21 protein-coding genes are annotated in these 26773 nt (G+C 45.1%); 7 read left to right on the forward strand and 14 right to left on the reverse strand.

Features of this window, described 5'->3' with window-relative positions:
- Positions 1 to 729: 729 nt before the first annotated feature.
- Positions 730 to 3492 (reverse strand): prolyl oligopeptidase family serine peptidase, encoded by a 2763-nt coding sequence (locus L1D21_RS09940; protein ID WP_239845294.1) that lies wholly within the window; start codon positions 3490 to 3492, stop codon positions 730 to 732.
- Positions 3493 to 3804: 312 nt separating this feature from the next.
- Between L1D21_RS09940 and L1D21_RS09945 the strand changes: the two genes are divergently transcribed.
- Positions 3805 to 4812, forward strand: coding sequence for an isocitrate dehydrogenase (locus L1D21_RS09945; protein WP_239845090.1), 1008 nt, complete (start codon positions 3805 to 3807; stop codon positions 4810 to 4812).
- Positions 4813 to 4977: 165 nt separating this feature from the next.
- Here L1D21_RS09945 and rlmM read toward each other — a convergent pair whose 3' ends face one another.
- From rlmM to L1D21_RS09965, 4 genes are all read right to left on the reverse strand, one after another.
- Entirely contained in the window at positions 4978 to 6069 is a 1092-nt protein-coding gene (gene rlmM / locus L1D21_RS09950; RefSeq protein WP_239845091.1) for a 23S rRNA (cytidine(2498)-2'-O)-methyltransferase RlmM, read from the reverse strand.
- Between the two features lie 89 nt (positions 6070 to 6158).
- Positions 6159 to 6545 (reverse strand): DUF423 domain-containing protein, encoded by a 387-nt coding sequence (locus L1D21_RS09955; protein ID WP_239845092.1) that lies wholly within the window; start codon positions 6543 to 6545, stop codon positions 6159 to 6161.
- Entirely contained in the window at positions 6538 to 7236 is a 699-nt protein-coding gene (locus L1D21_RS09960; RefSeq protein ID WP_239845093.1) for an alpha/beta fold hydrolase, read from the reverse strand. The genes L1D21_RS09955 and L1D21_RS09960 overlap by 8 nt, the downstream gene beginning before the upstream one ends.
- A 91-nt stretch (positions 7237 to 7327) precedes the next feature.
- Positions 7328 to 8239, reverse strand: coding sequence for a transcriptional regulator GcvA (locus L1D21_RS09965; protein WP_239845094.1), 912 nt, complete (start codon positions 8237 to 8239; stop codon positions 7328 to 7330).
- A gap of 179 nt (positions 8240 to 8418) precedes the next feature.
- On the opposite strand from L1D21_RS09965, the gene L1D21_RS09970 reads away from it, so the two are divergent.
- Entirely contained in the window at positions 8419 to 8655 is a 237-nt protein-coding gene (locus L1D21_RS09970; RefSeq protein WP_239845095.1) for a hypothetical protein, read from the forward strand.
- A 151-nt stretch (positions 8656 to 8806) separates the two neighbouring features.
- Here the strand turns inward: L1D21_RS09970 and thiI are convergent, their stop codons facing one another.
- The 3 genes from thiI to pomA form a co-directional block, all read right to left on the reverse strand.
- Positions 8807 to 10264, reverse strand: coding sequence for a tRNA uracil 4-sulfurtransferase ThiI (gene thiI / locus L1D21_RS09975; protein WP_239845096.1), 1458 nt, complete (start codon positions 10262 to 10264; stop codon positions 8807 to 8809).
- Between the two features lie 199 nt (positions 10265 to 10463).
- On the reverse strand, positions 10464 to 11411 hold the full coding sequence (locus tag L1D21_RS09980) for a flagellar motor protein MotB (protein WP_239845097.1): 948 nt from the start codon (positions 11409 to 11411) through the stop codon (positions 10464 to 10466).
- 4 nt (positions 11412 to 11415) lie between these two features.
- On the reverse strand, positions 11416 to 12183 hold the full coding sequence (gene pomA, locus L1D21_RS09985; RefSeq protein ID WP_239845098.1) for a flagellar motor protein PomA: 768 nt from the start codon (positions 12181 to 12183) through the stop codon (positions 11416 to 11418).
- A 397-nt stretch (positions 12184 to 12580) separates the two neighbouring features.
- Between pomA and xseB the strand changes: the two genes are divergently transcribed.
- From xseB to L1D21_RS10005, 4 genes are all read left to right on the forward strand, one after another.
- Complete coding sequence (gene xseB, locus L1D21_RS09990) at positions 12581 to 12820, forward strand: exodeoxyribonuclease VII small subunit (RefSeq protein ID WP_239845099.1); 240 nt, start codon at positions 12581 to 12583, stop codon at positions 12818 to 12820.
- Positions 12821 to 13702, forward strand: a complete 882-nt coding sequence (gene ispA, locus L1D21_RS09995) for a (2E,6E)-farnesyl diphosphate synthase (protein WP_239845100.1) — start codon at positions 12821 to 12823, stop codon at positions 13700 to 13702. It begins immediately after the preceding gene.
- A gap of 22 nt (positions 13703 to 13724) precedes the next feature.
- Positions 13725 to 15593: a 1-deoxy-D-xylulose-5-phosphate synthase gene (gene dxs / locus L1D21_RS10000; protein WP_239845101.1), complete on the forward strand. Its 1869-nt coding sequence runs from the start codon at positions 13725 to 13727 to the stop codon at positions 15591 to 15593.
- 425 nt (positions 15594 to 16018) lie between these two features.
- On the forward strand, positions 16019 to 16630 hold the full coding sequence (locus L1D21_RS10005) for a hypothetical protein (protein ID WP_239845102.1): 612 nt from the start codon (positions 16019 to 16021) through the stop codon (positions 16628 to 16630).
- A gap of 127 nt (positions 16631 to 16757) precedes the next feature.
- Here L1D21_RS10005 and grpE read toward each other — a convergent pair whose 3' ends face one another.
- The gene (gene grpE, locus L1D21_RS10010) at positions 16758 to 17375 is read right to left on the reverse strand and encodes a nucleotide exchange factor GrpE (RefSeq protein ID WP_239845103.1); all 618 of its coding nucleotides are present in this window, start codon (positions 17373 to 17375) and stop codon (positions 16758 to 16760) included.
- A gap of 100 nt (positions 17376 to 17475) precedes the next feature.
- On the opposite strand from grpE, the gene nadK reads away from it, so the two are divergent.
- Positions 17476 to 18354 (forward strand): NAD(+) kinase, encoded by an 879-nt coding sequence (gene nadK, locus L1D21_RS10015; protein WP_239845104.1) that lies wholly within the window; start codon positions 17476 to 17478, stop codon positions 18352 to 18354.
- A gap of 60 nt (positions 18355 to 18414) precedes the next feature.
- Here the strand turns inward: nadK and L1D21_RS10020 are convergent, their stop codons facing one another.
- The 5 genes from L1D21_RS10020 to L1D21_RS10040 all read right to left on the reverse strand — a co-directional run bounded on the left by L1D21_RS10020 (position 18415) and on the right by L1D21_RS10040 (position 26654).
- Entirely contained in the window at positions 18415 to 19485 is a 1071-nt protein-coding gene (locus L1D21_RS10020; protein WP_239845105.1) for a TonB family protein, read from the reverse strand.
- 130 nt (positions 19486 to 19615) lie between these two features.
- Positions 19616 to 20959 (reverse strand): MATE family efflux transporter, encoded by a 1344-nt coding sequence (locus tag L1D21_RS10025; RefSeq protein WP_239845106.1) that lies wholly within the window; start codon positions 20957 to 20959, stop codon positions 19616 to 19618.
- A 136-nt stretch (positions 20960 to 21095) separates the two neighbouring features.
- Entirely contained in the window at positions 21096 to 22169 is a 1074-nt protein-coding gene (locus L1D21_RS10030) for a GTP-binding protein (RefSeq protein WP_239845107.1), read from the reverse strand.
- A gap of 22 nt (positions 22170 to 22191) precedes the next feature.
- Positions 22192 to 23472, reverse strand: a complete 1281-nt coding sequence (locus tag L1D21_RS10035) for a DEAD/DEAH box helicase (protein ID WP_239845108.1) — start codon at positions 23470 to 23472, stop codon at positions 22192 to 22194.
- Positions 23473 to 23621: 149 nt separating this feature from the next.
- Positions 23622 to 26654 (reverse strand): EAL domain-containing protein, encoded by a 3033-nt coding sequence (locus L1D21_RS10040; protein WP_239845109.1) that lies wholly within the window; start codon positions 26652 to 26654, stop codon positions 23622 to 23624.
- Between the last annotated feature and the right edge of the window lie 119 nt (positions 26655 to 26773).

Consider the following 26773-nt stretch of genomic DNA (forward strand, 5'->3'; position numbering starts at 1 on the left):
CCGTGAAGCAAACTGGACGAGCCTCTGCTCGCAAACGACGCGTCACAAATAGTGAAATCTCTTACGCTCAACTAGTTATTGAGTCGGCTCCAGACAATTCATTAACTCTATTTTATTTTGGTTTCATGTCATCGAAATTATTAATGGTCAGGCAAGGCTGTGGGCAAAATACTCACAGGAAAAACACCAAACAAGTCCCAATTTAGATATGAGATTAAAGAATGAGTAGAAGTGTATTGGCAACGATGGGAAATAGAGCGCGCTATGGCGAGTTAAAACAATATCAGCTAGCCAATAAGCCTTTGCTACGACGCCTTAGAGATGGGTTAATTTGATCAGATAGTCGTAACTCTGGTTCGATACCGAAACTATTAAATATGCAGAGAGATAGCGGAAAAGGTTAATGCTTCCAAATAAGCGAAAACGAAAACCGTGCCCAAGTGCCCTGCTAAGAAAGCAGCAAAGTATCCTATACGAAATAGAAATAAGAACGCCACTCGCCGTTAAGCGAGTGGCGTTAAGCCTTTAAGCACGGTTTTTTCATTAAAATAGCGACGAATTAAAGCTTATACCAATCAAAGTAAATTAGTGATCAGAATATTGCGCAGGAAAAATTGTCGAGAACAAGGCGTAAATTGCAGTAACTAGTTATTCTAATAACAAAATTTACAACACGGTTATCGGCTATTTTAACGAGCAAAAATGATCAGATAATTACTGCGATTGGTATTAATCAGCCTTTTTAAGTTCGGTATAAGCCTCGCCTTCAGTCAACCATTTAGGTGCAGGGGCACCTTTAAGATAATGATCAAAATACTGCATCATGCGCAGGCTGTAATCGACCTTATTAGGGTATTTCTTTAGATGATGTGGCTCATCTTCATATTGTAAAAACACCACATCTTTACCCGCACGGCGCATCGCTAAATACAACTCAACCCCTTGCTCCCAAGGTACCGCATCATCTTTATCACCAAACATGATCATCATTGGCGTTTTGATGCGCTCCACATAAAACACGGGAGAGTTCTCGATGTACTTTTGCGGCGCCTTAAACAAGCTTTCACCGATCCGGCTTTGTCCCGTTTCATACTGGAACTGACGCGCTAGGCCGCTACCATGTCGAATACCACTGTAAGCGCTAGTCATGTTAGAAACCGGTGCACCTGTTACTGCCGCCTTAAATATATTGGTTTGAGTTACCGCAAATGCAGTTTGATAACCACCCCAAGAATGGCCCTGAATTCCCACTTTATCGCGGTCGGCAATCCCAATATCGATTAAATGCTGCACTCCAGAGGTCAGTGCTTGCACCGACGTTGCTCCTGGATACCCCACTTCAAAGCGAATGTCTGGCAAGAAAATGGCGTACCCATTGTCGGCAAACCAAGCAAAATTAGGTCTATGATTCAACTTCATCTGTGGGAAGGCATGCAAGCGATCGCTCATAAAGCGGTAGAAATACACCAACACAGGGTAACGCTGGCCTTCCTGGTAATTGCTCGGTTTAATCAACACACCATCGAGAGGCTGACCATCGCCATTGGTCCAATGCACCAGCTCAGATTGCCCCCAATCCAGCGCGCGCTTTTGGCTATCGAGATCGGTTTGACGAACCGCATCCTGAGGCGAATTTAACTTGGCACTATAAAGATCGGGAAACAAGTCATAACGCTCTTTGGTGAAAATAAACTCATCGCTCTTTTCTGCACGCGCAACGGCGTTGAGCTTATACTCCCCTTGCATTAACGGCTTCACACCTGACACTCCAACTTTAGCCTTATAGAAACCATCAGCCTTAGTAAGCTCGTTATAGCCATGTAGCAACAAGGCCTCATCACTCTTCAAGGTGGCAGCTTCATCGGCTTTATTCACCAGAGCCGTAACACGATATTGGATCTGATTCTTGCGGCCATCGGCGGCGGTAATTCGAAATGCCGCATGTGATTCAGCATTAAACTGCCAAATATCATATTTGTCGTAAGCGATAAATGCCGAGCTATCCGCTAACCATGGACCAAAACCATAACTGGGAGCGACAGAAGGATAATCATGATCTTCATCGGCAAAGGGCGTCTTAAAGTCTTTGGTCAATTTCACTCGGTTATCTTGAGTGACTTGATAAAGATAAATATCACCACGTTGATAGTAAGCAACCAAGCGCTCGTCAGGCGATAACTTAGGGACTTCGTTCGCGGGTTGCTGAGTTAAGAATTGCACTCGACGGCCAGTATTGATATCGATGACATAATAATCACGGTAGAAACCGGCCCAAGTGATCATCTTCAAATAAGGCACATCGCTGCTAGCCAACACAAAACGTTTCTGCTGCTGAACGTCAACATCAGGAACTTGCTGATCGGCAAGCTGCACCACTTGATTACTGTTTAAATGTAATACCGCTAAATAAGTGCGCTTAAGCTCTTTTTTATACTGATTTATCTCATTCGGCTTAATGCGTGGATCATCGCCATGCCAAACATTGAGTCCACGCTGCCCCGTAATAATCGACTCATCAAACAGATCCGCTTCCTTGGTGACTTTTGGCACTTCAAGTTGTTGACTAACTTCAGGTACGCGGCCAAAAAACAGACGTTGGCTGTCATCAGAGAAGTTGAGTTCACTGTAGCGGTTAAGTGTCCAATCTTTTGCTTTAGGTGCAGTTTTCAGTTTGCCAGATTCAATATTAAACAGCGCAAGCTGATAGGGTCTACCGTAAGGGTCAACATTGTCCGCGCCATAAGTATAAGCGGCGTATTTGCCATCTTTACTCAGAGCTAGCGCACCAATTTGTTGATCGACATAACCTTGAATGACGGTTTGTGTCGCGCTTTGCAGATCAACAAGCACCACATGATGTTGTTTGGCTGCAATATCGTTTTGCGCGAGTAACGCATAACGTCCAGACTTATCGAAATGATATGCGGTAATGTTTTCAAGCTTTACGCTTTTACCACTACCAAGCTCGACTAACTCAATGCTACGACCTTTATCATAGTCATCGATTTTTGTGGGCTTTTCATCAGATTTGGCTTGCTCAGATTTACCGCCCTTATCATCTGCACTTGGCTCGGCTTCTTCATACCAAACAGCCAGATAAGTGCCCGAGTCATTGAAGGCAAACTGCTTCACTCTTTCATAGCGCGTTTCTTTACCCGATTGTGTGTCAACCAACACCATGGCTGACTTTAATTTTTTACGCTCTTTTGCATCGGCGCTTTCTTGAGCCAATAAGCTAGGCTCAACCGCAAATGCCGCAAAACGACCATCGAAGCTGATGACAGGTTTAGAACCGCCTTTTACTTCAAAGGATTTTGCAGAGTCGAGACGTTTCACCAAACCATGACTATCGCCACGGTCTGGTGCCACCTCAACAGCAAACGCGGTGCCTTTAGCGGCGATCACGGGCTTATTGAGTGACTCGAATTTCATGATGGCTTGGGGAGTGACATCTGCAGCCAAGGTAGGAGCAGATAAAAGACTTGCACAAATGAGTGCGAGAGATGCGCTAGGTAATGACTTCAAGGTCTTCCTCTTTTTAATTATTTTATTAAGGTTTTATCTCTTTCGATTAGACTAAAGTAGACTTTTTTAGCAGTTCTGCCTCAATCATCCTAATTAGCCCCCATTAATGCAAGTTAGCCTACACAAAAAAATGTGAGATTGCTCACTATTTCCTGTGAAATTGCTGCAAAAGTGGGTAAAATGCGCGTGTTAACTTTCAAAAATTTCATAGTCGTAACACCGTGTCTTTCCGACATGGTCAGACATAAGCAGTAACGACCAACCGTGGAAGGACTCTCCATGTCAAAAAGAACAATAACCGTGATCCCCGGTGACGGGATTGGGCCTAGTATTATCGATTCCGCTATTAAAATTCTTGATAAAGCCGGATGTGATTTTCAGTATGAGTTTGCCGATGCAGGTTTAGCTGCACTAGAAAAACATGGCGAACTACTACCACAGCGTACTCTCGACCTTATCGAGAAGAACAGCATCACCCTAAAAGGTCCATTAACCACTCCTGTGGGTGAAGGTTTTACTTCGATCAACGTGTCATTGCGTAAAAAATTCAGTTTATACGCTAACGTTCGTCCAGTACTGTCTTTCAAAGGCACTCAGGCACGTTATGACAATATCGATATCATCACCGTACGTGAAAACACCGAAGGTATGTATTCAGGTCTTGGCCAAACCGTCTCTGAAGATGGTGCAACAGCCGAAGCCACCAGTATCATTACTCGTCAAGGTGCTGAGCAGATCACCACTTTCGCTTACGAACTCGCTCGTAAAGAGGGACGTAAGAAAGTGACTATCGTACATAAAGCGAACATCATGAAGTCAACTTCAGGTCTATTCCTAAAAGTGGCGCGTGAAGTCAGCCAACGTTACCCAGATATCACTACCGAAGAGATGATTGTTGATGCTACTTGCATGAAGCTGGTCATGAACCCAGAAAACTTCGATGTGATCGTAACCACCAACCTATTTGGCGACATCTTGTCAGATCTATGTGCCGGTCTTGTTGGCGGCCTAGGCATGGCACCAGGTGCAAACATTGGTAAAAATGCGGCAATTTTCGAAGCGGTACACGGTAGCGCGCCTGATATCGCAGGTAAAAACCTAGCTAACCCAACATCAGTGATCTTAGCGTCAATTCAAATGTTGGAATACTTAGGCATGTCAGACAAAGCCGAAGCTATTCGCGCTGCCGTTTCTGCAGTGATTGCTGAAGGCGACCGTACGACACGTGATCTTGGCGGTACTCATGGTACTACCGACTTCACCCAAGCGGTTATCGAGCGCCTTTAATTAAGCCTTTTGGATTGCAGGCTCAAACACCTTGAGCCGATAGCAAAACCAAGCCATAAAAAGCCCCACATCATCTGCGGGGCTTTTTATTACTTCAATTTTTATAATTCAAATATCTATAGTTTCTGTATTTGAACTTTTATCGCTTGTTATAGCTAAGTTTTATCAGTTGTTGCCCCAACCGACGCTAGGTTTAAGCCATAAATGCACCGTCACTTCATCGCGATCATGGTAAAGATGTTTACAAGCCAAATGAAACTCGTCGATACCATTCTCTTTAAGTATGGTTCTCATGGTCTCTAAAATGGTCGATACCTCTTTATAGCGACTCTTCATCGGTAACTTAAGATTGAAAATGGCCTCTTTAAACCAACCGTTGATCGCCCAAGCTTCTATCAGCTCGGCAACCCGCGAAGGCTTCTCAACCATATCGCACACTAACCAATAGATATTCTTACGTGGTGGTTCGAACCGGAAACCATCGGCCATATAATGTTTAACCTGTCCAGTATCCATCAGACTTTGTGCCATAGGGCCGTTATCCACTGCCGCGACAAACATACCACGACGCACCAACTGATAAGTCCAGCCACCAGGGCAAGCGCCTAAATCCACCGAATTCAAACCACTGCGCAGTCGCTTTTCCTGCTCATCTTTAGGAATGAAATGAATAAAAGCCTCGTCGAGTTTAAGGGTCGAACGACTTGGCGCATCGGCAGCCATTTTCAGTCTGGGGATCCCCATAAAATAGGGGGAACTGTTATTACTCAATGAGTAGCCCACATAAGCGGTGCCTGAACCCACAAAACACACATGAATGATTGGACGTTTAGGGTTCTCTTTTTCCAGCAAACTGCCACTACGCTTAAGCGCCTGACGAAGAGGGACGGTGAATTTACGGCAGAAGTTAGACAACTCTTTAGCTTCATTGGTATCTGGCGTCTCGACTCTTAGCTCACCGGCTTTTGAAACCTTAGCCAGCGCATCGACAATCGGTGTCACGCGATCATTTTCAGGTAAAGATTGCAACAACCGATTGGCTGCAAACATCTGCCGAGTAAAGATCAAGGAATCCAGATTCAACTGCTCGGCCAACATATCGGCATCACCGGGCTGAAAACACTGAAAAATCACATAACCATCATTTTTGTTGGTCTTAACAAAACCACCCACATTTAGCTGTGCGGCGCGATCTTGGATCTCTGCGGCGCACTCTTTCTCATAGCCAGCGCGGCAGTATAAAAATAGGTTAATCATCAGCATATCCTGCATAAAAAATGGCGCCCAAAGCAATTGGTCGCCATTCTACACTGTCTCTAATTTGAATACGATTATCTTAGACTGGCTTAATTCAACTCAACCACACGATGACGCCACATCGCCACAGCGATACACAGCCAACCGACTAAGAAACAAACACCGCCCATTGGCGTCACAGGTCCAGTCCATTTAGCCCCAATTAGCGCATAAAGGTACAGCGAACCTGAAAACAACATGATGCCAACAATAAACAGGTAGCCCGCCCAGTCGAGCAAACGCGAACGAATCCAATGGCTACAGAACGCCACCGCTATCAAGGCAAAGGTATGATAAAACTGATATTCGACGCCAAGATTAAAAATGGCAATCATCTCTGGTGTTGTGACACTCTTTAAACCATGGGCTGCAAATGCTCCCAATGCCACCGCAAGAAAACCGCTTAACGCCGCGATAAGAAAAAAACCTTTACGCATGTAAACTCCTTATAAAACTAACGCAATCAGATATGGCTTGTGCCAGATTAGCTTCTTGAGTCGTGCCTGACGACTTTCTTGGAGCAAAACTATGATCTCCGTCGGTCAACCACTTAAGTTGGCTATTATAAGGCGCTAACCAAGATTCCACCTGACCTTTGCCACCAAACTTATCTCGCTCCCCTTGGATCACCATTAAAGGAGTTCGGCATTGTGCTATCGGCTCAAGCCTTGGCTCTCCACCTTTAGGCGGCACAAACGGATAACCTAAACAGATCACTCCATCCACCCGTGTTTCATTGCCAATCATCGCCGCCATCCTGCCCCCCATGGACTTACCCACTAAGATAAGTCGCTTAGGATTAAACTGTTTGCGGATGGCGGCAATATGCAGATTAAAATCGAGCAGCAATTTTGGCGCGCGATCCGGTGGTCGGCGTTTTCCATCGATGGCATTGTTGCGCATGTAGGGGAAATTAAATCGCACCACGCTAAGCCCAGATTTAGCAAGGCCTTGAGCCATATCCTGCATAAAAGCATGTTGCATATTCGCGCCAGCACCGTGAGCAAACAACACTAAGGTTTGGATACTGGCCCCACTACCTTGGGCAACATCATCATCGAGTAGGCACTCGCTTGCGGGTAACTCATGCTCTTGCATGGCGGTTTCAATTACAAACTTCGCTGTCATCCCCTTGCCTTATTTTTCTATCTTGTAGCTAGTGTTAAACATCAAAACCTTATCGGTTTACCCTAACAGCGGGTGAATGAAATATTCGAGCCTAGCCCGGCAACAGCTCACTGCGTGACTCTTCTTCAAACATATCTAGCATCCACTTCCTAAAGGCAGCTATTTTCCCTATTTCAGCATGGTTCTGCTGACATACTAAATAATAAGCATGTTTACTCACTAACACGTCGGGGAATGGGCAGACTAAACGCCCTGCTTTAATATCGGGTTGTGATAATACGCTGTAGCCTAATGCCACGCCTTGACCATGAGSTGCGGCTTGTAAAACCAATGATGAATGGCTGAAAACCGGACCTTGATTGACATTAATATCGTTAATGCCACATTGCCTAAACCATGCCTGCCAATCATGACGACTCGAGTCATGCAGTAAGGTGTGATATTTCAGATCGCTGGGTTGTGACAGCGGTTTTGGACCGTTGAGCAATAATGGAGAGCAGACAGGAATCAACACTTCATTACGCAGTTTATCGGCCCGTAGCCCCGGCCAATTACCCACGCCGTAATAAATTGCCACATCGACATCATCGGTTAATGAGCTAGTTTCATCATCAACCGCTTTAATCCGTACATCGATATCGGGATTCTGCTCACTGAAGTTAGACAAGCGCGGAACTAGCCATTGAATAGCAAAACTGGGGGAAGTACTTACCGTTAATGAACCAATGGCACTGCGCGCAAGTAAACGATCTGTTGCATCTGCCAGTTGCACAAAAATATCTTTTATGTCGAGAAAATAGCCTTGGCCTTCTTCCGTTAATAGCAAAGAGCGATTTTTACGACGGAACAACTTGATGCCCAAATACTCCTCAAGTGCTTTAATCTGATGACTAACAGCAGCTTGCGTTACAAATAATTCTTCGGCGGCTCGGGTAAAGCTTAAATTCCTTGCTGCAGCTTCAAATGCTTTCACCGCATTAAGCGGAGGTAGACGTCTCGACATAGTGATCCCTGTCACGAATTTTAATTAGTTTTTCTAATCCTTATTGTTACATTTTATCGTTTGTAAAGGAATCAGAATTTGTTTAAATTTTGCACCATTGAAATGAATGCAGTTAGACAGCCTCTACGACGTGAAAAGGGGAGTGTCTGACCCCAAAATGCCGTTGGAGGCGAACCATTATGATTAACTTTAAAACTGTTTTTGCAATTGCACTACTCTCAGCTTCTACTACGGCTATGGCCGATGAAGTTGTTATCGATACCACTGACCTATATGCAGACATCAGTGCTCAATTAGCTCAAGGCATCGACCAAATGCACCAAGATCTCAACAATGAAGATATGAACGCCGTTCTTATTGCGAAGAAAAAAGAGCAGCAAGAAACTTCAGAGATGGATGCGCGCTTAGCTGAATAAGCAGCTATCTAAGATACGCTTAAGCGAATAGATTTATTAATGACAAAACCGCATCTTAGAATGCGGTTTTTTATTGCCGAAATCAGCACACCTTCAGATACAAAAAAGCCTGGATTATTCACCCAGGCTCTATGACTTCAATAACCCTAGCTTAGCTTGGACGATAAACTTTAACGTTGCTATAGCCCTGCTCTTGCAGGTACAAGGCTTGCAGCTTACTCATCACACCGCGGTCACAGTAAAGCAGATAGGTTTTGGCCTTATCTAAATCAGCGAATTGCGTCGCCAGCTTGAAGAAAGGAATCACTTTAATTTCCACGCCATCGATAGCGAGTGGGCTCTGTTCCTGCTCTTCTGGAGCACGAATATCCACGATAACTTCACCGCCACTTAAGGCATCGACTGTTTCAGTTTCGGTGATTTTAGTTTCCATACTGGTTGCAATCTCCCGTATATCAATGATTTCAGCAGCCTCAATCACTCTATCTAATAGATCTTCAGAGAACTTAGCTTCTTCAGCTTCAACTTTAGACAGTACCGCTTTCACCGTTGGCTTTTGCGAAATAACGCCGCAATATTCAGGGATAGACTTGGCAAAGTCTTCAGTGCCTATCTCGCGGCTAATATTAATGATGTCTTGCTTGTCCATCACAATCAGTGGACGCAAAATTAATGTTTCGGTACAGCGATCGATGACATTTAAATTGGTTACGGTTTGGCTTGAAACCTGCCCCATGGCCTCACCGGTAACGAGCGCTTGAATGCCTAATTTATCGGCTACGCGGCTGGCTGCACGCATCATCATACGCTTGAGAATAACTCCCATCTGACCATTATCGATTTTTTCTAAAATCTCAGTCACTACAGGATCGAACGGCACAGAAACAAACTTAACCTTATGCGACTCACCGTATTTCTGCCATAAATGATAAGCCACTTGCTTAACACCTATCTCGTGCTGGTCGCCGCCAAGATTAAAGAAACAATAATGGGTACGTGAACCACGCTTAATAAATTGATAGCTGGACACTCCCGAGTCAAAGCCACCAGAGATCAATGACAACACATCTTCTTGCGTCGCCATAGGGAAACCACCTAGACCATCGATACGCTTCTCAACTAAATAAAGATTGTCACGGTCAATCTCTAGGTTCACGGTCATATCAGGGTTCTTTAATCTAACCCCAGCCGCCTCGGTAAACTGGTTTAACCCGCCGCCCACATAGCGCTCAACTTCGATAGAGTTAAACTCATGTTGACCGCTACGCTTAACCCGTACACAGAAGGTTTTTCCTGCAAGTTCTTCTTTATAAAGCGCTAAAGTCTGCTGATAAATATCATCGACAGACTCAAAAGTGCTTTCTTTAACTTGCAGCACATGGGCAATACCTGGAATACAAGCCAAACGCTCGGCATAGATATCCACCATTTCAGGTTTATCGGCTGGTACCTTAACCATGATCTTATCCCACTGACGCTGCACCTTGGCCTCTTCATCGACCTTACGCAGGACATTACGGATATTAGTTTCAAGCATTTTGGTAAAGCGCATTCTTACCGGCTTGCTTTTCATCATGATTTCGGGAAACAGTTTTACGATAAATTTCATTGGGGTTCCGAGGGAATTATTTAAACAGCAATCCTGCCATTATACCAAGGTCACCAACGAAATGCCTATTGGCGATAGGCAAAAGATAACAATTATGCGTGATAGCAATATCTAATAGACGTGATAGTGGCTCGGATGGAAGCTAAAACAAAAAACGGGTTCAAAATAGAACCCGTTTATTGCCCGCTTCATCATAAAGCTATTGTCCGACAATAATTTCATCTGACTGTTTAGGCTTACCTTGTTCGATGGCGATTTCAACTCGGCGATTGCGAGCTCTGTGCTCAGCCGAATCATTGGCAACTAAAGGCGCAGAACTCGCCATACCCACCACTTTCATTCGCAAGTCATCAAACCCTGGCACTTTAATGAGTTCATGAGCAACTGCCACCGCACGCTTACTGGAGAGATCCCAGTTGGAGCTATAAAGCTCGTTATGGATTTGGATATCGTCGGTATATCCAGAGACAGTGATGATACCGGGCACATCTTTTAACAGCTCACCCACACGTCGTACTATGGGTTTAAAACGCGGCTGTAAGAAGCCCGACCCCGATGCAAACGACCCCTTTTCACGGATACGAATAATGATCTGTTGCCCTAGAGATTCAATTTCAATCGCGCCATCGACAATCTCTTTATTAAGTGCTTGAGCCATCTTCTTCACTTGATCGTTAATCTGATCTTGTGAAGAGCTTTGCTGTTGAGAAGACGAGCTGGCTTGAGATTGCGCTTCAGCTTGCTCTTGCGCCGTCGCCGAAGCATCACCACCACGCTGCTCACCCTGCTGCTCTTGCACTCCCCCTGCACTGTCATCATTACCGGCCTGAACATCAAGTGTCGGCTCGGTCATTTCATTGGTTTGCTGGTTAATAATATCAATGGGTGTCGGCTCAGGACGGCCGGGACGAAACTCCAACGCAATAACCGAGGTTCCCTTGGGAATATCCTTAACCTCGACTTTATTTTGCACCCCGAAGGCATACTTCATCGAGCCTGCGATCTGCTTGAATTTCATCACATCCATTTCTGAGAACGCTAATAAGAGTACAAAAAAGCACATCAGCAGCGACATCAGGTCGGCAAAAGTGGCCAGCCACATTGGAGCACCGCTTGGAGGGCAATGACATTTCGCCTTCTTAGCCATCAGGCTATTCCCCATCCATTGTGTCTATTTGTCGCTGTTTCTCCGACAGGTAATTCTTTAAGAAACCCTCGATAACCCGTGGGTTTTGGCCATCTTGTATCGCTAATACCGCATCCATAATCAGATGTCGATTAAGCATCTCTTCGCCCATTCGCAGTGTCAGCTTATCTGCAATCGGTAGTGCAATCATGTTGGCAATGATAGCGCCATACAAGGTGGTTAACAGGGCAACCGCCATAGCCGGACCAATCGATTTAGGATCTTCCATGTTCGACAGCATGGCCACCAGACCAATTAAGGTACCAATCATGCCCATCGCCGGAGCGACATCACCTAAGGCTCTGAAGATGCCAATCCCGGTACGATGACGTTCTTCGGTCAAGGCGATATCTTTTTCTAGCGCTTCACGCACCACATCACCGTCATGACCATCGACCAACATATCGACGGCTTTTTGCATAAAACTATTACTGATCTCGGCTTCTTCTAACGCCAAGAAACCGCCTTTTCTCGCCGAATCGGCCATGATCACAGATTGCTCTATCAGAGCATCCGGCTTATCAATTTTGAAAATAAACGCTTTAGCCGCAATTTTTACCGAGCCCAGAAACTGCTTGAGGTTGTATTTCATCATCACCACAAACAGCGAGCCAATAATCACAATCAATACCGAAGAAACATCAGCAAAAATGGCGATACCACCGCTTTTTATCATGGCACCGATAATAAAGGCGAACGCACCAATCAGGCCTATTAGAGTCGCTAAATCCACAACTGTTCCTCATCTCATAAATTGGCTGTTTCTAAAACATTCCCCTAATCGGGACATTTTAATCAGCGTGAAAACATCAAGTTTAGGCGCTTGGCAATGTTATCCTAACTGCCACTAACAATACGACTTTTCCATTACACTTATGCAAAATAAGTCGCTTTGCTTTCCCCTCTTAGTGCTAACTTCAACGGCCAATTTAGGATATAATAATTTTCAAAATTGAGTCTCGATCTTATTCAGTTATCGGACATCTGGCGCGCAAGTTTAGCGGCAAATGATATTTTTTATAAAAATTCCTCTGCAAAGCGTGCTATTGCACAAATATACGACAGCCTAATTTGACCCATAAGGTTCACTAAGATACTTTGTCTGTCGCTAATTTTTTGGGAAAACCACAGTGGCAAAAAAACCAGAAAACCTCACTTTTGAAGAGTCATTATCGGAATTAGAGCGCATTGTTGCAGAGTTAGAACAGGGCGATGTATCCCTCGATGACGCGCTCAAACAGTTCGAAAGAGGCATCAACTTGGTAAGAAACAGCCAAGGTAAGTTGGAACAGGCGCAACAGAAAGTGTCTATTCTTACCCAAGAAAACGATCAATCCAGTTTGCATCCCTATATTTCTGAGGGCGAGTAATTGCTAGCCGAAGCGATAATCCAATATCAACAACGTGTCGATAAACAGCTCACTGAGTTTATCGACAGCCAAAACGACACCGAACCCAAATTAAAAGCGGCAATGAAACATGGCGCGCTACTTGGTGGCAAACGTATCAGGCCGTTCTTAGTATATGCCATCGGTGACATGCTCAACGTGCCGTTAAATCATCTCGATCACTGCGCCGCAGCCATCGAATGTATTCACGCTTACTCTTTAATCCATGACGATCTTCCCGCCATGGATAATGACGAGCTTCGCCGTGGAAAACCCACAGTACATATCGCTTTCGATGAAGCAACGGCTATCCTTGCTGGAGACGCACTACAAACCTTGGCCTTTGAAGTCATTAGCGCCGAACACAGTCAACTGCAAGCGAGTCAACAGCTGGCAATGGTGCGTGCTTTAGCTAAAGCATCGGGATATCAGGGTATGTGTGGCGGCCAGTCGATGGATCTTAATGCCACCGATAAAGAGATTGATTTAGCTACATTAAAGCAACTACACAGATTAAAAACAGGGGCGTTGATCCGCTGCGCGGTGGAATTAGCCATCATTGCCGCCGAGGTCACAGATAGCCAGCGGGATCATTTGCTAGAATTTGCAGATGCCATTGGCCTCGCCTTCCAAGTTCAAGATGATGTACTCGATATCATTGCTAGTACCGAAGAGATAGGGAAACCTCAAGGTTCTGACAGTGATTCAAACAAAAGTACTTATCCCAAACTACTGGGCTTGTCTGGCGCACAACAAACCGCAAAAAGTTTGATCGACGATGCCCTATCAGCGCTGGCTAAATTACCATACAATAGCCAGTTAATTGCCGAATTCGCCCGTTTTATCATTGAGCGAAGAGTATAATAAAGAGCCAAAGAATCTCGCTATGAGTTTGGATATAACGAAATACCCTGTATTAGCACAGGCCAATACCCCTGACGAACTTAGACAGCTTCCTCAGGGCGTACTCCCAAAACTTGCCGATGAGCTTAGAAGCTATCTGTTGCAGTCAGTTGGGATCTCCAGCGGCCATTTTGCCTCCGGCTTAGGCACTGTCGAACTGACGGTTGCCTTGCATTATGTCTATAACACTCCATTCGACCGTCTCCTGTGGGATGTGGGTCATCAGGCCTATCCACACAAGATTTTGACTGGACGCCGCGATAAGATGCATACCATTCGTCAAAAAGGCGGGATTCATCCTTTCCCTTGGCGTGAAGAGAGTGAATATGACACCTTTAGTGTCGGACACTCGGGGACTTCAGTCAGTGCAGCATTGGCCATGGCCGTTGCCGCAGAGAAAGAGCAAGCGGGACGTAAAGTGGTTGCTGTCATTGGTGATGGCGCCATGACGGGCGGCATGGTGTTTGAAGCCATGAACCACGCCGGTGACCTACACAATGATATGCTGGTCGTGCTCAATGACAATGAGATGTCTATTTCGGAAAACGTAGGCGCGCTCAACAACCATTTAGCTCAACTGATGTCAGGTCGCTTATACACCACTTTGCGTGAAAACAGTAAGCGGGTGTTAAAAGGCATGCCAGTTATCAAAGAGATGGCTAAGCGCACCGAAGAACATCTTAAAGGTATGGTTGTGCCAGGCACCATGTTCGAAGAACTGGGCTTTAACTATATTGGCCCAATCGACGGTCATGATGTCGACGCATTGGTTGAAACCATGCGTAACATGCGTAACCTGTCTGGACCACAGATTTTACATATCATGACCAAGAAAGGTCGTGGTTATGAGCCCGCCGAGAAAGATCCTATCGGCTGGCATGCCGTGCCTAAATTCGATCCATCGACTTTTGCTAAGCCCGCTTCTAAGCCATCGAACCCCACCTTCTCACAAGTGTTCGGTCGTTGGCTGTGCGATATGGCAGAGAAAGATGAAAAAGTTCTGGGTATCACCCCCGCGATGCGTGAAGGCTCAGGCATGGTGGAATTTTCTCAGCGTTTCCCGAAACAATATTTCGACGCTGCGATTGCCGAACAACATGCGGTTACTCTGGCGGCCGGTTTTGCCTGTGAAGGTTATAAGCCCGTATTGGCCATCTATTCAACCTTCCTACAACGCGGCTATGATCAGCTAATTCATGATGTCGCATTGCAAAAGCTGCCGGTGATTTTTGCTATCGATCGCGGTGGCATCGTGGGACCTGATGGCCCAACTCACCAAGGGGCATTTGATTTAAGTTATATGCGCAGCATTCCCAACATGGTGATCATGGCACCATCGGATGAAAACGAATGCCGCCAAATGCTGTATACCGGCTATTGCTATAACGATGGCCCGACGGCAATTCGTTATCCACGTGGTAGCGCCACGGGTGCCGAACAAGTTGAAGAGATGACTGCCCTAGAAATAGGTAAAGGTCAAATTAAGCGTCAAGGTAGCAAAATTGCCATCCTCAACTTTGGTACTACGCTTGCCTCGGCAACTCAGGCAGCAGATGCCTTAGATGCAACCTTAGCCGATATGCGTTTCGTCAAACCATTAGATGTTGAACTTGTTAAACAGCTGGCCACAAGCCACGATGTGTTAGTGACAGTGGAAGAAAACGCCATCATGGGCGGTGCAGGTTCTGGTGTTCTCGAGCTATTACAACAACTGAAACTGCCAATGCCAGTGCTGAATATCGGCTTGCCCGATGAGTTTATTAAGCATGGTGAATGTGGTGAGATCTTAGCCGAACTACAACTAGACGGTGAAGGTATTACCCGCCAGATCCAAGCGTATCTTGCGCGCTAAGCTGTCAGTATATCGTTAAGCTTTAGACTAGGGTTCTATGGCGACAACACTTCAATATGAAAAACGCCAGTCAGATTAACTGACTGGCGTTTTTGTTTTTAAGCGGATATGTTGATTATTGAAACTACCGACATCAGGTTAATCTAACCTGAACTCGGGATAACGAGTGTCGGAAAATCTAAATTTAACAAGCTAATTCAGTGCTATAAAGAATTAGTTCGAAAAGGAAAGGCTATTTTCTGACTGAATGCGCAGATTTTTGGGCATATCAAGGCGCTCTGTCGTACACCATAGCGAGCTATGGTGTACGACAGAGCAACACAGAGAGGCACGCAAAGATACCTATTCAGCGGCTCGGCTTATCCAGAGCTCAGGTTAATCTATACTGCCGATTAAGAGCTGTCGCATTAAAAGGAATTTAGCCATTGCAATCCCCCTCTAAAACGCCGAAGTTACTTATCATTATCACAGCTTGTCTCTATCTTCCTTTGTTTGAAAGTGGGCATGCAGGAACGCTTTGGGGATTAAACTGGCAGTCGCCGGCCTTTATGGATCAATTGAGTCACTATCTGCGACTCATCAAATTAATTTGCGTTACTGTATCTATCTACCTGGTGATGAACCAAATTGAAGTCATTAGACACACTCTAACCAATACTTTTGTCAGAAACGGCTTTATTGCAACTAGCTATATTGCTGCGCTTCTTCAAATTCCCCTGCTGTGTTTAGGAATATTCTGGAACGGCATTTTTCCCTCCTCCAGCGACTATCTTCATCAAGAGAAAGCCTTTGAACAGCGCGCCATCTATGTTCATACCAGCGATCCTGGAGCAATGGGCAAGGCTTACCACCATTTTTATTTAAAATGCCCATTAGCATTTAATCGCTACAAATTAACCTATATTACCCAAATGGATTGGATGGGTTTATATGACTTTTACTTGAGTAGAAATAAATTGGTGATTGATAACAAAGATAAAAATGGATCAATCCACAGGATTGATTTAAGCCCCTTTAACTGCCAAGCAAACTCTTAGTCTATCAGTGGCATAAAAAAAGCAACTGGCAGAATCCCTTTTAGGTTCAATCCGGTTGCTTTTTAAATATTAATTTTTAGCTCGAAGCCGCTTTTGCTTAAAAGCAGCCTTTGAATAAGTATAAAAATTAAGCTTGGGTATCTATCGATGCGCCACCTTGAGATACCATCACCATAGCAGGACGCAATAAACGCTCATTGAGCATATAACCTTTCTGCATCACCATCATAACGGTATTGGCAGGAAACTCTTCACTTGGCTGCATTCCGATGGCTTGATGATGATCTGGATTGAACGCTTCACCCTGTGGGTTAAGTTGCGATAAGCCAAACTTCTCTACTGCACTAGTAAAGCTCTTTAAGGTTAATTCAACGCCTTCATAAATCGCTTTAGTCGCTTCATCTTCGGCGTTAGTGCCTTGTAATGCACGCTCCATGTTGTCGATAACAGGGAGCAGTTCATTAGCAAATTTTTCTAAGGCGAACTTATGTGCTTTCTCTACATCCATTGCGGCACGGCGACGCACATTGTCGACTTCGGCAGCGGCGCGGATCACTGAATCTTTCTGCTCTTCAACCTTAGCTTCAGCCGCTGTTACCGCTTGCTCAAGTTCTTCGATACGGAAATTAGCCTGGGTTAGCTCATCCATCAAACTGGCTGCATCTTCAACCACCTCGGTTTCTACTTGGGCTTCGGTGGTCTCTTCGATCTGTGGTTCTTGTGCTTTGCTTGATTCGTTGCTCATTATTACTCCAGCTAAAAATGCTTTGTTTCTGCATGCTCTGCGCATATTATGGGGATCAAATTTGAGGTTTCAAGCCCTAAGGCATGGATCAAAGACAAATATGACCAAAGTGTTCAAAACAATTGGCTTAATTGGCAAACCCCATCACACTGGGACAAACAAAACCTTAAAGCGCTTGCATCATTGGTTAACAATGCAAGGCTATGTGGTTCAAGTAGAAGAGCGCGTCGCCGCTGAAATTGGCCCTCACGTAAATTCCGTTGATCTACTGCAAATTGGTGAATCTTGCGATTTGGCTATCGTCGTGGGTGGTGACGGTAATATGCTGGGTGCAGCACGGGTATTAGCACGGTTCGATATCGGTGTTATCGGTGTTAACCGAGGCAACCTCGGCTTCCTAACCGATTTACCTCCAGATACCTTCGAAGAGGCGCTTGGGAAAGTACTGCAGGGCGACTTTGAAACCGAACACCGTTTTTTATTAGAGTCAGAAGTCCATCGCCATGGCACGATGAAATCCAGCAATACCGCGGTTAACGAAACCGTACTTCACCCGGGTAAAATTGCTCATATGATAGAATTTGAAGTCTATATTGATGACAAATTCATGTATAGCCAACGCGCCGACGGTATGATTGTTTCAACGCCTACAGGTTCTACCGCTTATGCACTCTCGGCTGGCGGCGCCATTCTAACACCCAATCTGGAAGCATTGATTTTAGTGCCTATGTTTCCCCATACCTTGTCATGCCGTCCCATAGTGGTCGATGCTTGTAGCACCATTAAATTGGTCGTGTCACCCGATAACGGCGATACCTTAGAGGTAAGCTGTGATGGCCATGTGGCGCTTCCAGTAATGCCTGGGGATGAGATTATAATCCGCCGTAGTGAAGAGCGTTTACGCTTAATTCATCCCAAGGGTTATAACTATTTCCATGTACTGCGAAATAAACTTGGCTGGGGTAGTAAGCTGTTTTAAAAAGCAATCTCCAATAAAAAGCCCCAATATTAATCGGGGCTTTTTATTATTTAACACGGACTAGTTAGTACCTAATCGATAATCCAAACGCACTTTAGCCTGGGCTGCTACGGGTTTTCCATCGACAAATTTCGGCGCATAGCGCCAACGTTGAATGGTTTCCATTGACTCCTGATTAAATAACTTTCCGCCTTCAAAGGACAATACTTTGGGATCTTTCACAAACCCCATCTCATCGACGGTAAATTCCATCTCAGTCCAGCCCTCTTTGCCCCTACGCGCATAAGAAACAGGATAATTAGGAACATCACGATAAAGCGGTAATTGCTCCTGGCTATCGGCCCAAGGTTTCATGCTGCCGATAGCAATACAATGCTTGGTCGATTTTTCACTCAAGCCCTTAAACTCATAAAGCTCAACTAATTTCGCATGGGAAACCAACAGATAGGGATGACTAAAGTCCAAAGCTGACAACTGCTCTACCACCTCCTCTAAAAGCTCGATTGCTTCAGAGGGACGTTTCTCGGCAGCCTTAATCGAGCCCACGTAAAATGCCGTCTCAACCCTTAATCTGGCATCACTGGGTAATTCCTGCAGATAAATCTCATAGGCCTCTAAGGCATGATTTCTCACTGTTCGAGTATAATACTTACTGTTTTTTAACCCTTTAAAAGTAAGCATCTTTACTTTTGCCAGCAGTAATGGCTGCTTAGCCTCCTCGGCAATCTCGATAGCACGCTCAAATAAGTCGACTTTCTCTTCAGTCGCAGACATGGTTTGCGCGCTGCCGATAAGGGGATCGAGTAACTCGAAGCCATCTTCACCATACTGAGTCTCGAATCGTTTTAACACCTGCATAAAATGAGGGTGAGCCTTTTCTGACTCCCCATTATCCTGCAAGGCAAAGGCTAAATTGAGCTCAAGATTGACCACATCTATACTGTCTGGTTCAAAATACGATTGCCCAAGCTCAAACGCTTTAGCTGCATGAACTACAGCCTGTTGCGCATTTTTCTCTGCAACGGCCTGCTGATAAGCGCTATAACTCTCACTAAAAGGAGAGGCAAAACTGGTGGGAGTAAAAAGTAAGACACTCAAAAATAGTGCTGCTGGAGACAATGGCTTCAACATGAACAAACATCCTTATCTGTAAAATTGTACTTTATTGTTAATGATAACAATTTTATGCCTCATAACAACCACTGACTTAAGGCTCATTAATTCCTAAGCGGCTATCTCAAAAGTTGCCTCAAATACAGCACTATCTTAATCGTTTAGATAGCTTTGATAAGGTATAAAGCATCCACAGAGTTAACACTAAGCTGCAACTTGCCAGAGAGATCCACACACCTGTGACCCCAAATAGCCAAGCAAACAGATAGATAACGATAGCGATTAATAACAGTTTACTTCCTGTCAGTATCGATGCTTCTTTAGGTCGATTAATGGCTTGGAAGAAGGCTGCGCCCACCAGAATTAATCCCTCAAATGGTAGCCCCCAAAAATAAAGCCGCATTCCTTCAGTCGCTACAGGGGTTAATTGAGGATTATCTCCAGCAAAGATATAGACCAAATATTGCGGTACGATATAGATAAACAACAAGCCTATCCCCGCCGTAATCAATGCCATCCATACCGCAACCTTTAAGGTGGCAAAAACCCTGTCGAATCGTTTGGCTCCCGCATTGAAACTGAAAATGGGCTGAGTACCAAAGGCTATGCCTTCAAAAACTAAATAGAACAAGGCCTCGGCGTAACTCACCACCCCAAAAGCCGCCACATGGATAGGGCCACCTACCCATAAGAATGCGGTGTTGTGCAATGTCAGAACAATAGAAAGATACAGATTCATCAGAAAGCTTGGAAAGCCGACTCTAACGATATTGAGGCAGTTATCCAAACTTAATACCATCTGTTCGAGATTGATCCGTAATCGAGTTTTTGCGGTAAAGAAATGCTGTAAGCATAACAGTGCCGTGACCGCCTGGCAGATCATGGTGGCTATAGCGGCGCCAGCTAAACCAAAGGGAAACACCACGATAAACAACCAATCCAGCAGCGCATTCAAGCAGCCACTGAGAATCAACACATAAGTAACGAAACCAGGGCGACCATCGTTACGTAACAGTGCGGTAAACGCCATCGCTAAAACAGGAAAAACGCCTAGGAAAAAATACCAGAACAGGTATTTATCGGCACTGGTTAACACCTCACCTTCAGCCCCAAGCCAGATCAAAATATCGCGGCTAAATAACACGCCGCTGATAGCAAACAAGATTCCAGCAAGTAAACACAGACTAAAGGTATTGCCGAGAATCTTTCTTGCCCGCGGGATATCGTTACGACCTAGGTTAATCGACACTAATGCCGCGCCGCCCATGCCTAATAGCGCGCCAATGGCATACAGAATCGCCCCTACAGGGTAGGCCAACATCATTCCTGCTAGGCCGACTTCACCTAAGTGATGACCAACAAACATGCCATCGATAGCCACATAAATCCCCGTCACCAACATGGACAGAATGGTGGGAATCGTATATCGCCATACCAGTTTACCTATGGGCTCGATGGCAAGGCTTTGATCGTTTTCGGCGGCGGAGTGCATAGTGGCGGATCACACTAATCAGTCAATCAAGAAATAGAAGGCGAAGATAGCAGATAGTCGCCAATTTAAACAGCAGCTCAAGCGGCAGAATATCAAAAATAACGATGTGGTATTAGATGTAATATTAGCTGTGCTGCTAGCCGTTAAAGCGTTTAGATAATTGGAGTAATTGCTGTTGTATTGTCTCTCTTGCGATAGGCGTATCAGTTATCAATTCAAGACGAGAGTCCATGGCATCATCGAGCTCAGTCACAGTAAGTTGTTCATCGATACGGTTTATCGCCGCAATGCCCTCATCACAAATCAACACCGCTTTTAAACGCGTCGTTGGTAACTGCTTAACCCACGCCATCACAGCATCGAAATTAAACTCATAATGGCAATCAAACACCCAACCCGCGCTGAAACGGCCATCATGCTGATTATGTTTATGACAAATACCATCAGCATCGAAGTCGATATTCGGTTGATCTTCTTTCACCCGAAATAGCGAAGTGCCTGCAGCTTGTAACTGGCTCGCCGCGCTTAACTCACTGTTATTTGACGCCGTTGAACAGCGATATTTTGCTGCAGCTTGCTGCCAGTATTCACGGCTTAACCAGCTAAAAATCGACTCACCGGAACAGTTCAGGTCATCCTCCAACAAGCTGATAGCCTCGACAGCGGTGCTAATGTTTTTACTATCAAGATAAGCTTGCAACTGCTGTAACTCATCGCAAATCAGTAGATCTTTTTTAGTGGCGAGGATCAGATCTGCAATCTCAAGCTGCTGATTGAATGTGTCGTGGTTACGATAACGGCTATCGGCTATCTTGCGTGGATCCACCAAACAAAAGGTGGATTTAAGGGAAATCACCTGTTGAAAATGCGGCTGACTTAAGGTGTCGAGGATCGCTTTTGGATGGCCAAGCCCAGTCGGTTCGATAAAAAGACGATCCGGTTTAGCCTTAGCTATCAGTTGATTAACTGCCACTTGGGTCGGCACACCCGCAGCGCAGCAGATACAGCCACCCGCAACCTCTTTAATCGCCACCGATGGCTTTTGTCCACCGAGTAAGCTGGCATCAATACCTATCTCACCAAACTCATTAACCAATACTGCCCATACTTCATCTTCGGGTTTATTCGCCAATAAGTATTGAATAAAGCTGGTTTTGCCGACCCCAAGAAACCCGGTGATCACATGAGTTGGAATAGCTTTAAAAATCATTTATTGCTCCACAGCAAGCAGCCTATACTCGACGAGACTTATTCGCTCGGCGGCTGGCATAGCTGTTAGATTGGCCCCGTTTATCCGCAGCAGGTTTACGTTTATTATACTGACGCTGCTGACTCTTGGGTTTATCGCTGCTGGTATCGAGCTGACGGTAACGCTCTGGTAACGGCGCACCTATCTCATAACCGGGGATCACTTTTCTCGGTAAAGTTTGACCAATCAAGGCTTCTATCTCATTGAGCATCTTCTCATCACTTTGCGCCACAAATGAGATTGCATGCCCCGCCATGCCCGCTCGCCCCGTACGGCCGATACGATGAACATAATCTTCAGCATCTAAAGGCAGCTCAAGGTTAATCACCAAAGGCAGTGCATTAATATCGATACCACGTGCGGCAACATCGGTGGCGACCATGACTCTTAACTCGCCGGACTTAAACTGTTCCAAAGCGCGATTACGTGCACCTTGAGTCTTATCACCATGAAAAACAGCGTTATTAACACCATCGAGCTTCAGCTCTTTATGTAGGGCTTCGGCACTTTCCTTGCTACTGACAAAGACGAGGACTTGTTGCCAGTTATGACGGCCCACCAGCTCGGCTAACAACTCAGCCTTACGGCGTTTATCGACAGGATAGATCTCTTGCGCTATCGTGCCCGCCGTTTCATTAGCGGCCACATTGATCCATTGCGGCTGATTAAGCATCTTAGTCGCTAGCGTTTTAATGGCATTGCTAAAGGTAGCCGAATACAACTGAGTCGAATGGATCGGTGCCACTAAGGTTTTGACCCGCTCAATGTCTTTCACAAAACCCAGATCTAACATGCGATCGGCCTCATCGATCACCAGTTGTTCAACCGAGCTTAAATCGAGTCCATGTTGCCCAATCAAATCGAATAATCGACCTGGGGTCGCCACTAAAATGTCGACGCCTTGCGCCAAGGCCTTACGTTGAGGATTGATGTTGGCCCCACCGTAAACGGCAAGTGTGGTTAAATCGGTTAGCTGGCTATATCGGCTAATACTCTCGCCGACCTGAATCGCTAACTCGCGAGTTGGCGTTAACACCAACACCCTAAGTTGACCACGAGGTTTATCGGCGGCCAGTAAGCGGTGTATGAAAGGTAAACTAAATGCCGCGGTTTTGCCTGTGCCCGTTTGCGCACATGCCATGACATCCAGCCCCTTAATTGCTATCGGGATCACCTTGGACTGCACCTCGGTCAAACGCTGATAACCGCATAACGCGGTCGCTTGGATCAGAGCAGGATTTATTGCGAGAGAGTCAAAGTTCATATTTAGGCTCGATAGATTTATAGGGAACAGCAAAAGAGCGCGGAGTCTATCAAATACCGCTCAATAAGGATAATCACCATTTAATACCAATGGCAAACAAACAACAGATTGAAAAACGGTTAAATCTTGAGATTCAATTTGGTCGCAAGCTATTCCAAGACCAATAATGACAAGTAACGTTGCTCAAATTCCGCTAAAGGCAGCGGTTCAGAGAACAGATAACCTTGGGCATAATCACAACCCGACTGAGTTAAAATCTGCTGTTGCTCGGCCGTTTCAACCCCTTCGGCTATCACTTTAATGCCTAATTTATGCGCCATGACAATAATAGCTTCACATAAAGCGACCCCGTCGTCTTCTGTGGCTAGGTTGCGGGTAAAAGATTGATCGATTTTAAGATAATCGATATCAAATTTCTTTAAATACGCCAATGATGAATAACCAGTACCAAAATCATCCAGAGAAACCTGGATCCCCGCATCGCGATATGCCAGTAACTTATCGGTCACGCCCATAGAGGCATCCAGAATCAACCCTTCGGTGATCTCGACACAAATAGCGTTACTCGAGAGTGACAATTGACGTAATAGGTCTAACCAACGATTGAAAATATCCCCTTCATCACGGAACTGTACTGGCGATTTATTAATACTGATCTGAATTTGAAAACCAAACTTCTCTCGCCAGCTTGCGGCTTGATGCGCCGCGGTTTCAAAGACCCAATTACCAATCTCATTTATTAAGCCGGTTTCTTCCGCCAAAGCTATAAATTCTACCGGAGAGACTAAGCCGCGCTCTGGGTGATTCCAGCGAATTAGCGCCTCGGCCTTAAACACACTCTGATCTTTCAGATCAATAATCGGCTGGTAATAAATCTCAAACTCATTTTGTGCAATCGCATTGCGCAAGTCTTTAATCAGAGTCATTCGATAACGGGCATATTCCTGCATAGATGGGGTAAAGTAATGATAGCGATTTCTGCCCTGTTCCTTGGCCGCATACATCGCCTGATCCGCATGTTTAAGTAAACCCTCGATGTCGGTAGCATCGTCTGGATAAATAGTAATACCTATACTGGCACTGATATAAGTGGTCTCATCGCCTAATTTATACGGCTCGGCAATTTTCTCTAAAATGGCCTGCGCTACACGTTCGACACTGGTAGGATTTTCAATATCGGCCAACACCACGGTAAATTCATCGCCACCTAAACGTGCAACTACGTCGGAATCACGAATACAGTCTTTAAGACGTTGGGCTGTTTGTTGTAGCAACAAATCCCCCATATCATGGCCAAGAGTATCGTTAACCTCTTTGAAAAAATCCAAGTCAAGAAACATCAATGCAAAATGGCGCTGACTTCTGTCGGTACGCAGAATTTCACTGCCTAAATATTCCAGCAACATTCGTCGGTTTGGCAGGCCAGTTAACGGGTCATAATTCGCCTGTTTCCAGATAATATGTTCTGCCTGTTTTTTCTCTGTGATATCAGAAAACAGCGCCACATAACGAAACACTTTACCCTGTTTATCGTAAATGGTGTTCATGGTCAGCATCACCATCAAAGGCTGGTTATCTTTGCCCTTAAGACACAACTCGCCTTGCCAATATCCACTCTTCGCTATGGCATCAGCAAAGACGATATACTGCTTGGTGCTCTCTTCACATTTCAGCATGGTGATATGCTGATTTAGCGCCTCATCCTCGCTGTACCCCGTAATCGCGGTAAAGGCCGAATTAATGGTTATGATATTGCCGTCATGATCTTGTACGCTCATGGCTTCACTGGAATTGTTGTAAACCGATGCGGCTAATTCGAGAGATTGCTGTAAGCGTTTACGCTCGGTGATATTGGAATGAATACCACACATACGCACAGGGGCACCATTGGCATCACGACTCACGACCTTACCTGAGTCAAATATCCAATGTTCCTCGCCCGTTAAACTGATCAGTCGATATTCGATATTATAACTGTCGATTTCGCCTTTAAGATGTTGATCCATAGTGGTAAATACCGCAACTCTATCATGCTCGTGAATTGCATCCATCCAGCAACGGCTTTCATTGTTTAATGTTTCTAAATCACAGCCAAGCAACTCAGCACACCAGAGATTCCGCTCAACTTTGTCAGTTTTAATATCCCAATCCCAGAAGCCTAAATCACTACTTTCTAGCACCAAAGATAACCGCTCTTCATTGGCCAATACTTCCCGCTCGGTCAGCTTGTACAAGGTGATATCGACTAGCCCACCGATGATCATTTCAACGCTTTGATTCACCCGACGGCAAGCCACAGTCAAATGGGTATAAACAATCTCACCATCTTTGGCGACAAAGCGTTTGTCCAGTTCATAAGCTTCTATCTCACCATTCATCATCTGCTCAAACTGCACCTTGTCAGCCTCAACATCTTCATAATAAGCCAGATCTGTCCATGGTAAAGCGAGTAGCTCTGCTTCACTGTATTTGAGCATCTTACACAGCCGTGGATTGACTTTAATCCAGTGGCCATCGGGCCGGACAATCGCGATCCCCATGTTGCCTACATCAAATTGTGAGCGGAAAATAAAATCATCTTGCAGCTGCACTTCGGCGTATCGTTCTTGTTCAAAACGACGAGAGAGCAGTAATCCAACGAGTACGGTCACCACCGGATATACCAACATTACCGCAAGAGCGATTTGCGACATCAAATTGATAAACAATTCAAATGGCAATAAATAAAATGCAGCCAGAGTGACAAGGTGAAGAATAAAACCAAACAGATACAGCTCTTTAAAGCCCATGTTGGCAATCTGTTTTTTACGAAATTTACGCCAGACGGTGCCAAGCAATGCCGCCAAAATAATGGCCAGAACACCGGCAAATATCGCACTACCACCTTCAATTAATTGATAAGCAATACCCATAGAAGCTGCAATGAAAGTAGGTAAACCGCCGAAGAACAATCCGGAGACGGCGATGATCACCACTCGGCTGTCAATGAAAATACCTGCACCATATTCCCAAGCCGTGAGCATAGTGACTATGGTGATCAAGCCAATAGTGATCCCGGTAGATAATCGCCACAGCAGAAAATATTCATTACGTTGCTGGCGTGGAACCGCATCGTAAATGAAAACTAAAATCAGCAGCAACGCGGCATTTTGTAAAATGGCCAGTAGGGTTTCTTGCGTCATATATATGTTAAGTGAGTGTGCTCTACAAAATATGGTCTAGTTCAGTTTAACAGAGTTTCTGAGAAAAAATATTCACTTACCTTGAGATTGTCTTTGCTGAAACACAATCTGACTGCGTT

The sequence above is a fragment of the Shewanella sp. Isolate11 genome (assembly GCF_022398315.1).
GTDB lineage: Bacteria > Pseudomonadota > Gammaproteobacteria > Enterobacterales > Shewanellaceae > Shewanella.

Excerpts from the sequence above, each read along its gene's own strand:
- L1D21_RS09970 (WP_239845095.1), top strand. The coding sequence starts at position 8,419 with ATGATTAACTTTAAAACTGTTTTTGCAATTGCACTACTCTCAGCTTCT.
- nadK (WP_239845104.1), top strand. The coding sequence starts at position 17,476 with ATGACCAAAGTGTTCAAAACAATTGGCTTAATTGGCAAACCCCATCAC.
- L1D21_RS10020 (WP_239845105.1), bottom strand. The coding sequence starts at position 19,485 with ATGTTGAAGCCATTGTCTCCAGCAGCACTATTTTTGAGTGTCTTACTT.
- L1D21_RS10025 (WP_239845106.1), bottom strand. The coding sequence starts at position 20,959 with ATGCACTCCGCCGCCGAAAACGATCAAAGCCTTGCCATCGAGCCCATA.
- L1D21_RS10035 (WP_239845108.1), bottom strand. The coding sequence starts at position 23,472 with ATGAACTTTGACTCTCTCGCAATAAATCCTGCTCTGATCCAAGCGACC.
- L1D21_RS10040 (WP_239845109.1), bottom strand. The coding sequence starts at position 26,654 with ATGACGCAAGAAACCCTACTGGCCATTTTACAAAATGCCGCGTTGCTG.
- L1D21_RS09960 (WP_239845093.1), bottom strand. The coding sequence starts at position 7,236 with ATGACAGCGAAGTTTGTAATTGAAACCGCCATGCAAGAGCATGAGTTA.
- dxs (WP_239845101.1), top strand. The coding sequence starts at position 13,725 with ATGAGTTTGGATATAACGAAATACCCTGTATTAGCACAGGCCAATACC.
- rlmM (WP_239845091.1), bottom strand. The coding sequence starts at position 6,069 with ATGATTAACCTATTTTTATACTGCCGCGCTGGCTATGAGAAAGAGTGC.
- thiI (WP_239845096.1), bottom strand. The coding sequence starts at position 10,264 with ATGAAATTTATCGTAAAACTGTTTCCCGAAATCATGATGAAAAGCAAG.
- L1D21_RS09945 (WP_239845090.1), top strand. The coding sequence starts at position 3,805 with ATGTCAAAAAGAACAATAACCGTGATCCCCGGTGACGGGATTGGGCCT.
- L1D21_RS10030 (WP_239845107.1), bottom strand. The coding sequence starts at position 22,169 with ATGATTTTTAAAGCTATTCCAACTCATGTGATCACCGGGTTTCTTGGG.
- grpE (WP_239845103.1), bottom strand. The coding sequence starts at position 17,375 with ATGAGCAACGAATCAAGCAAAGCACAAGAACCACAGATCGAAGAGACC.
- L1D21_RS09980 (WP_239845097.1), bottom strand. The coding sequence starts at position 11,411 with ATGGCTAAGAAGGCGAAATGTCATTGCCCTCCAAGCGGTGCTCCAATG.
- L1D21_RS09955 (WP_239845092.1), bottom strand. The coding sequence starts at position 6,545 with ATGCGTAAAGGTTTTTTTCTTATCGCGGCGTTAAGCGGTTTTCTTGCG.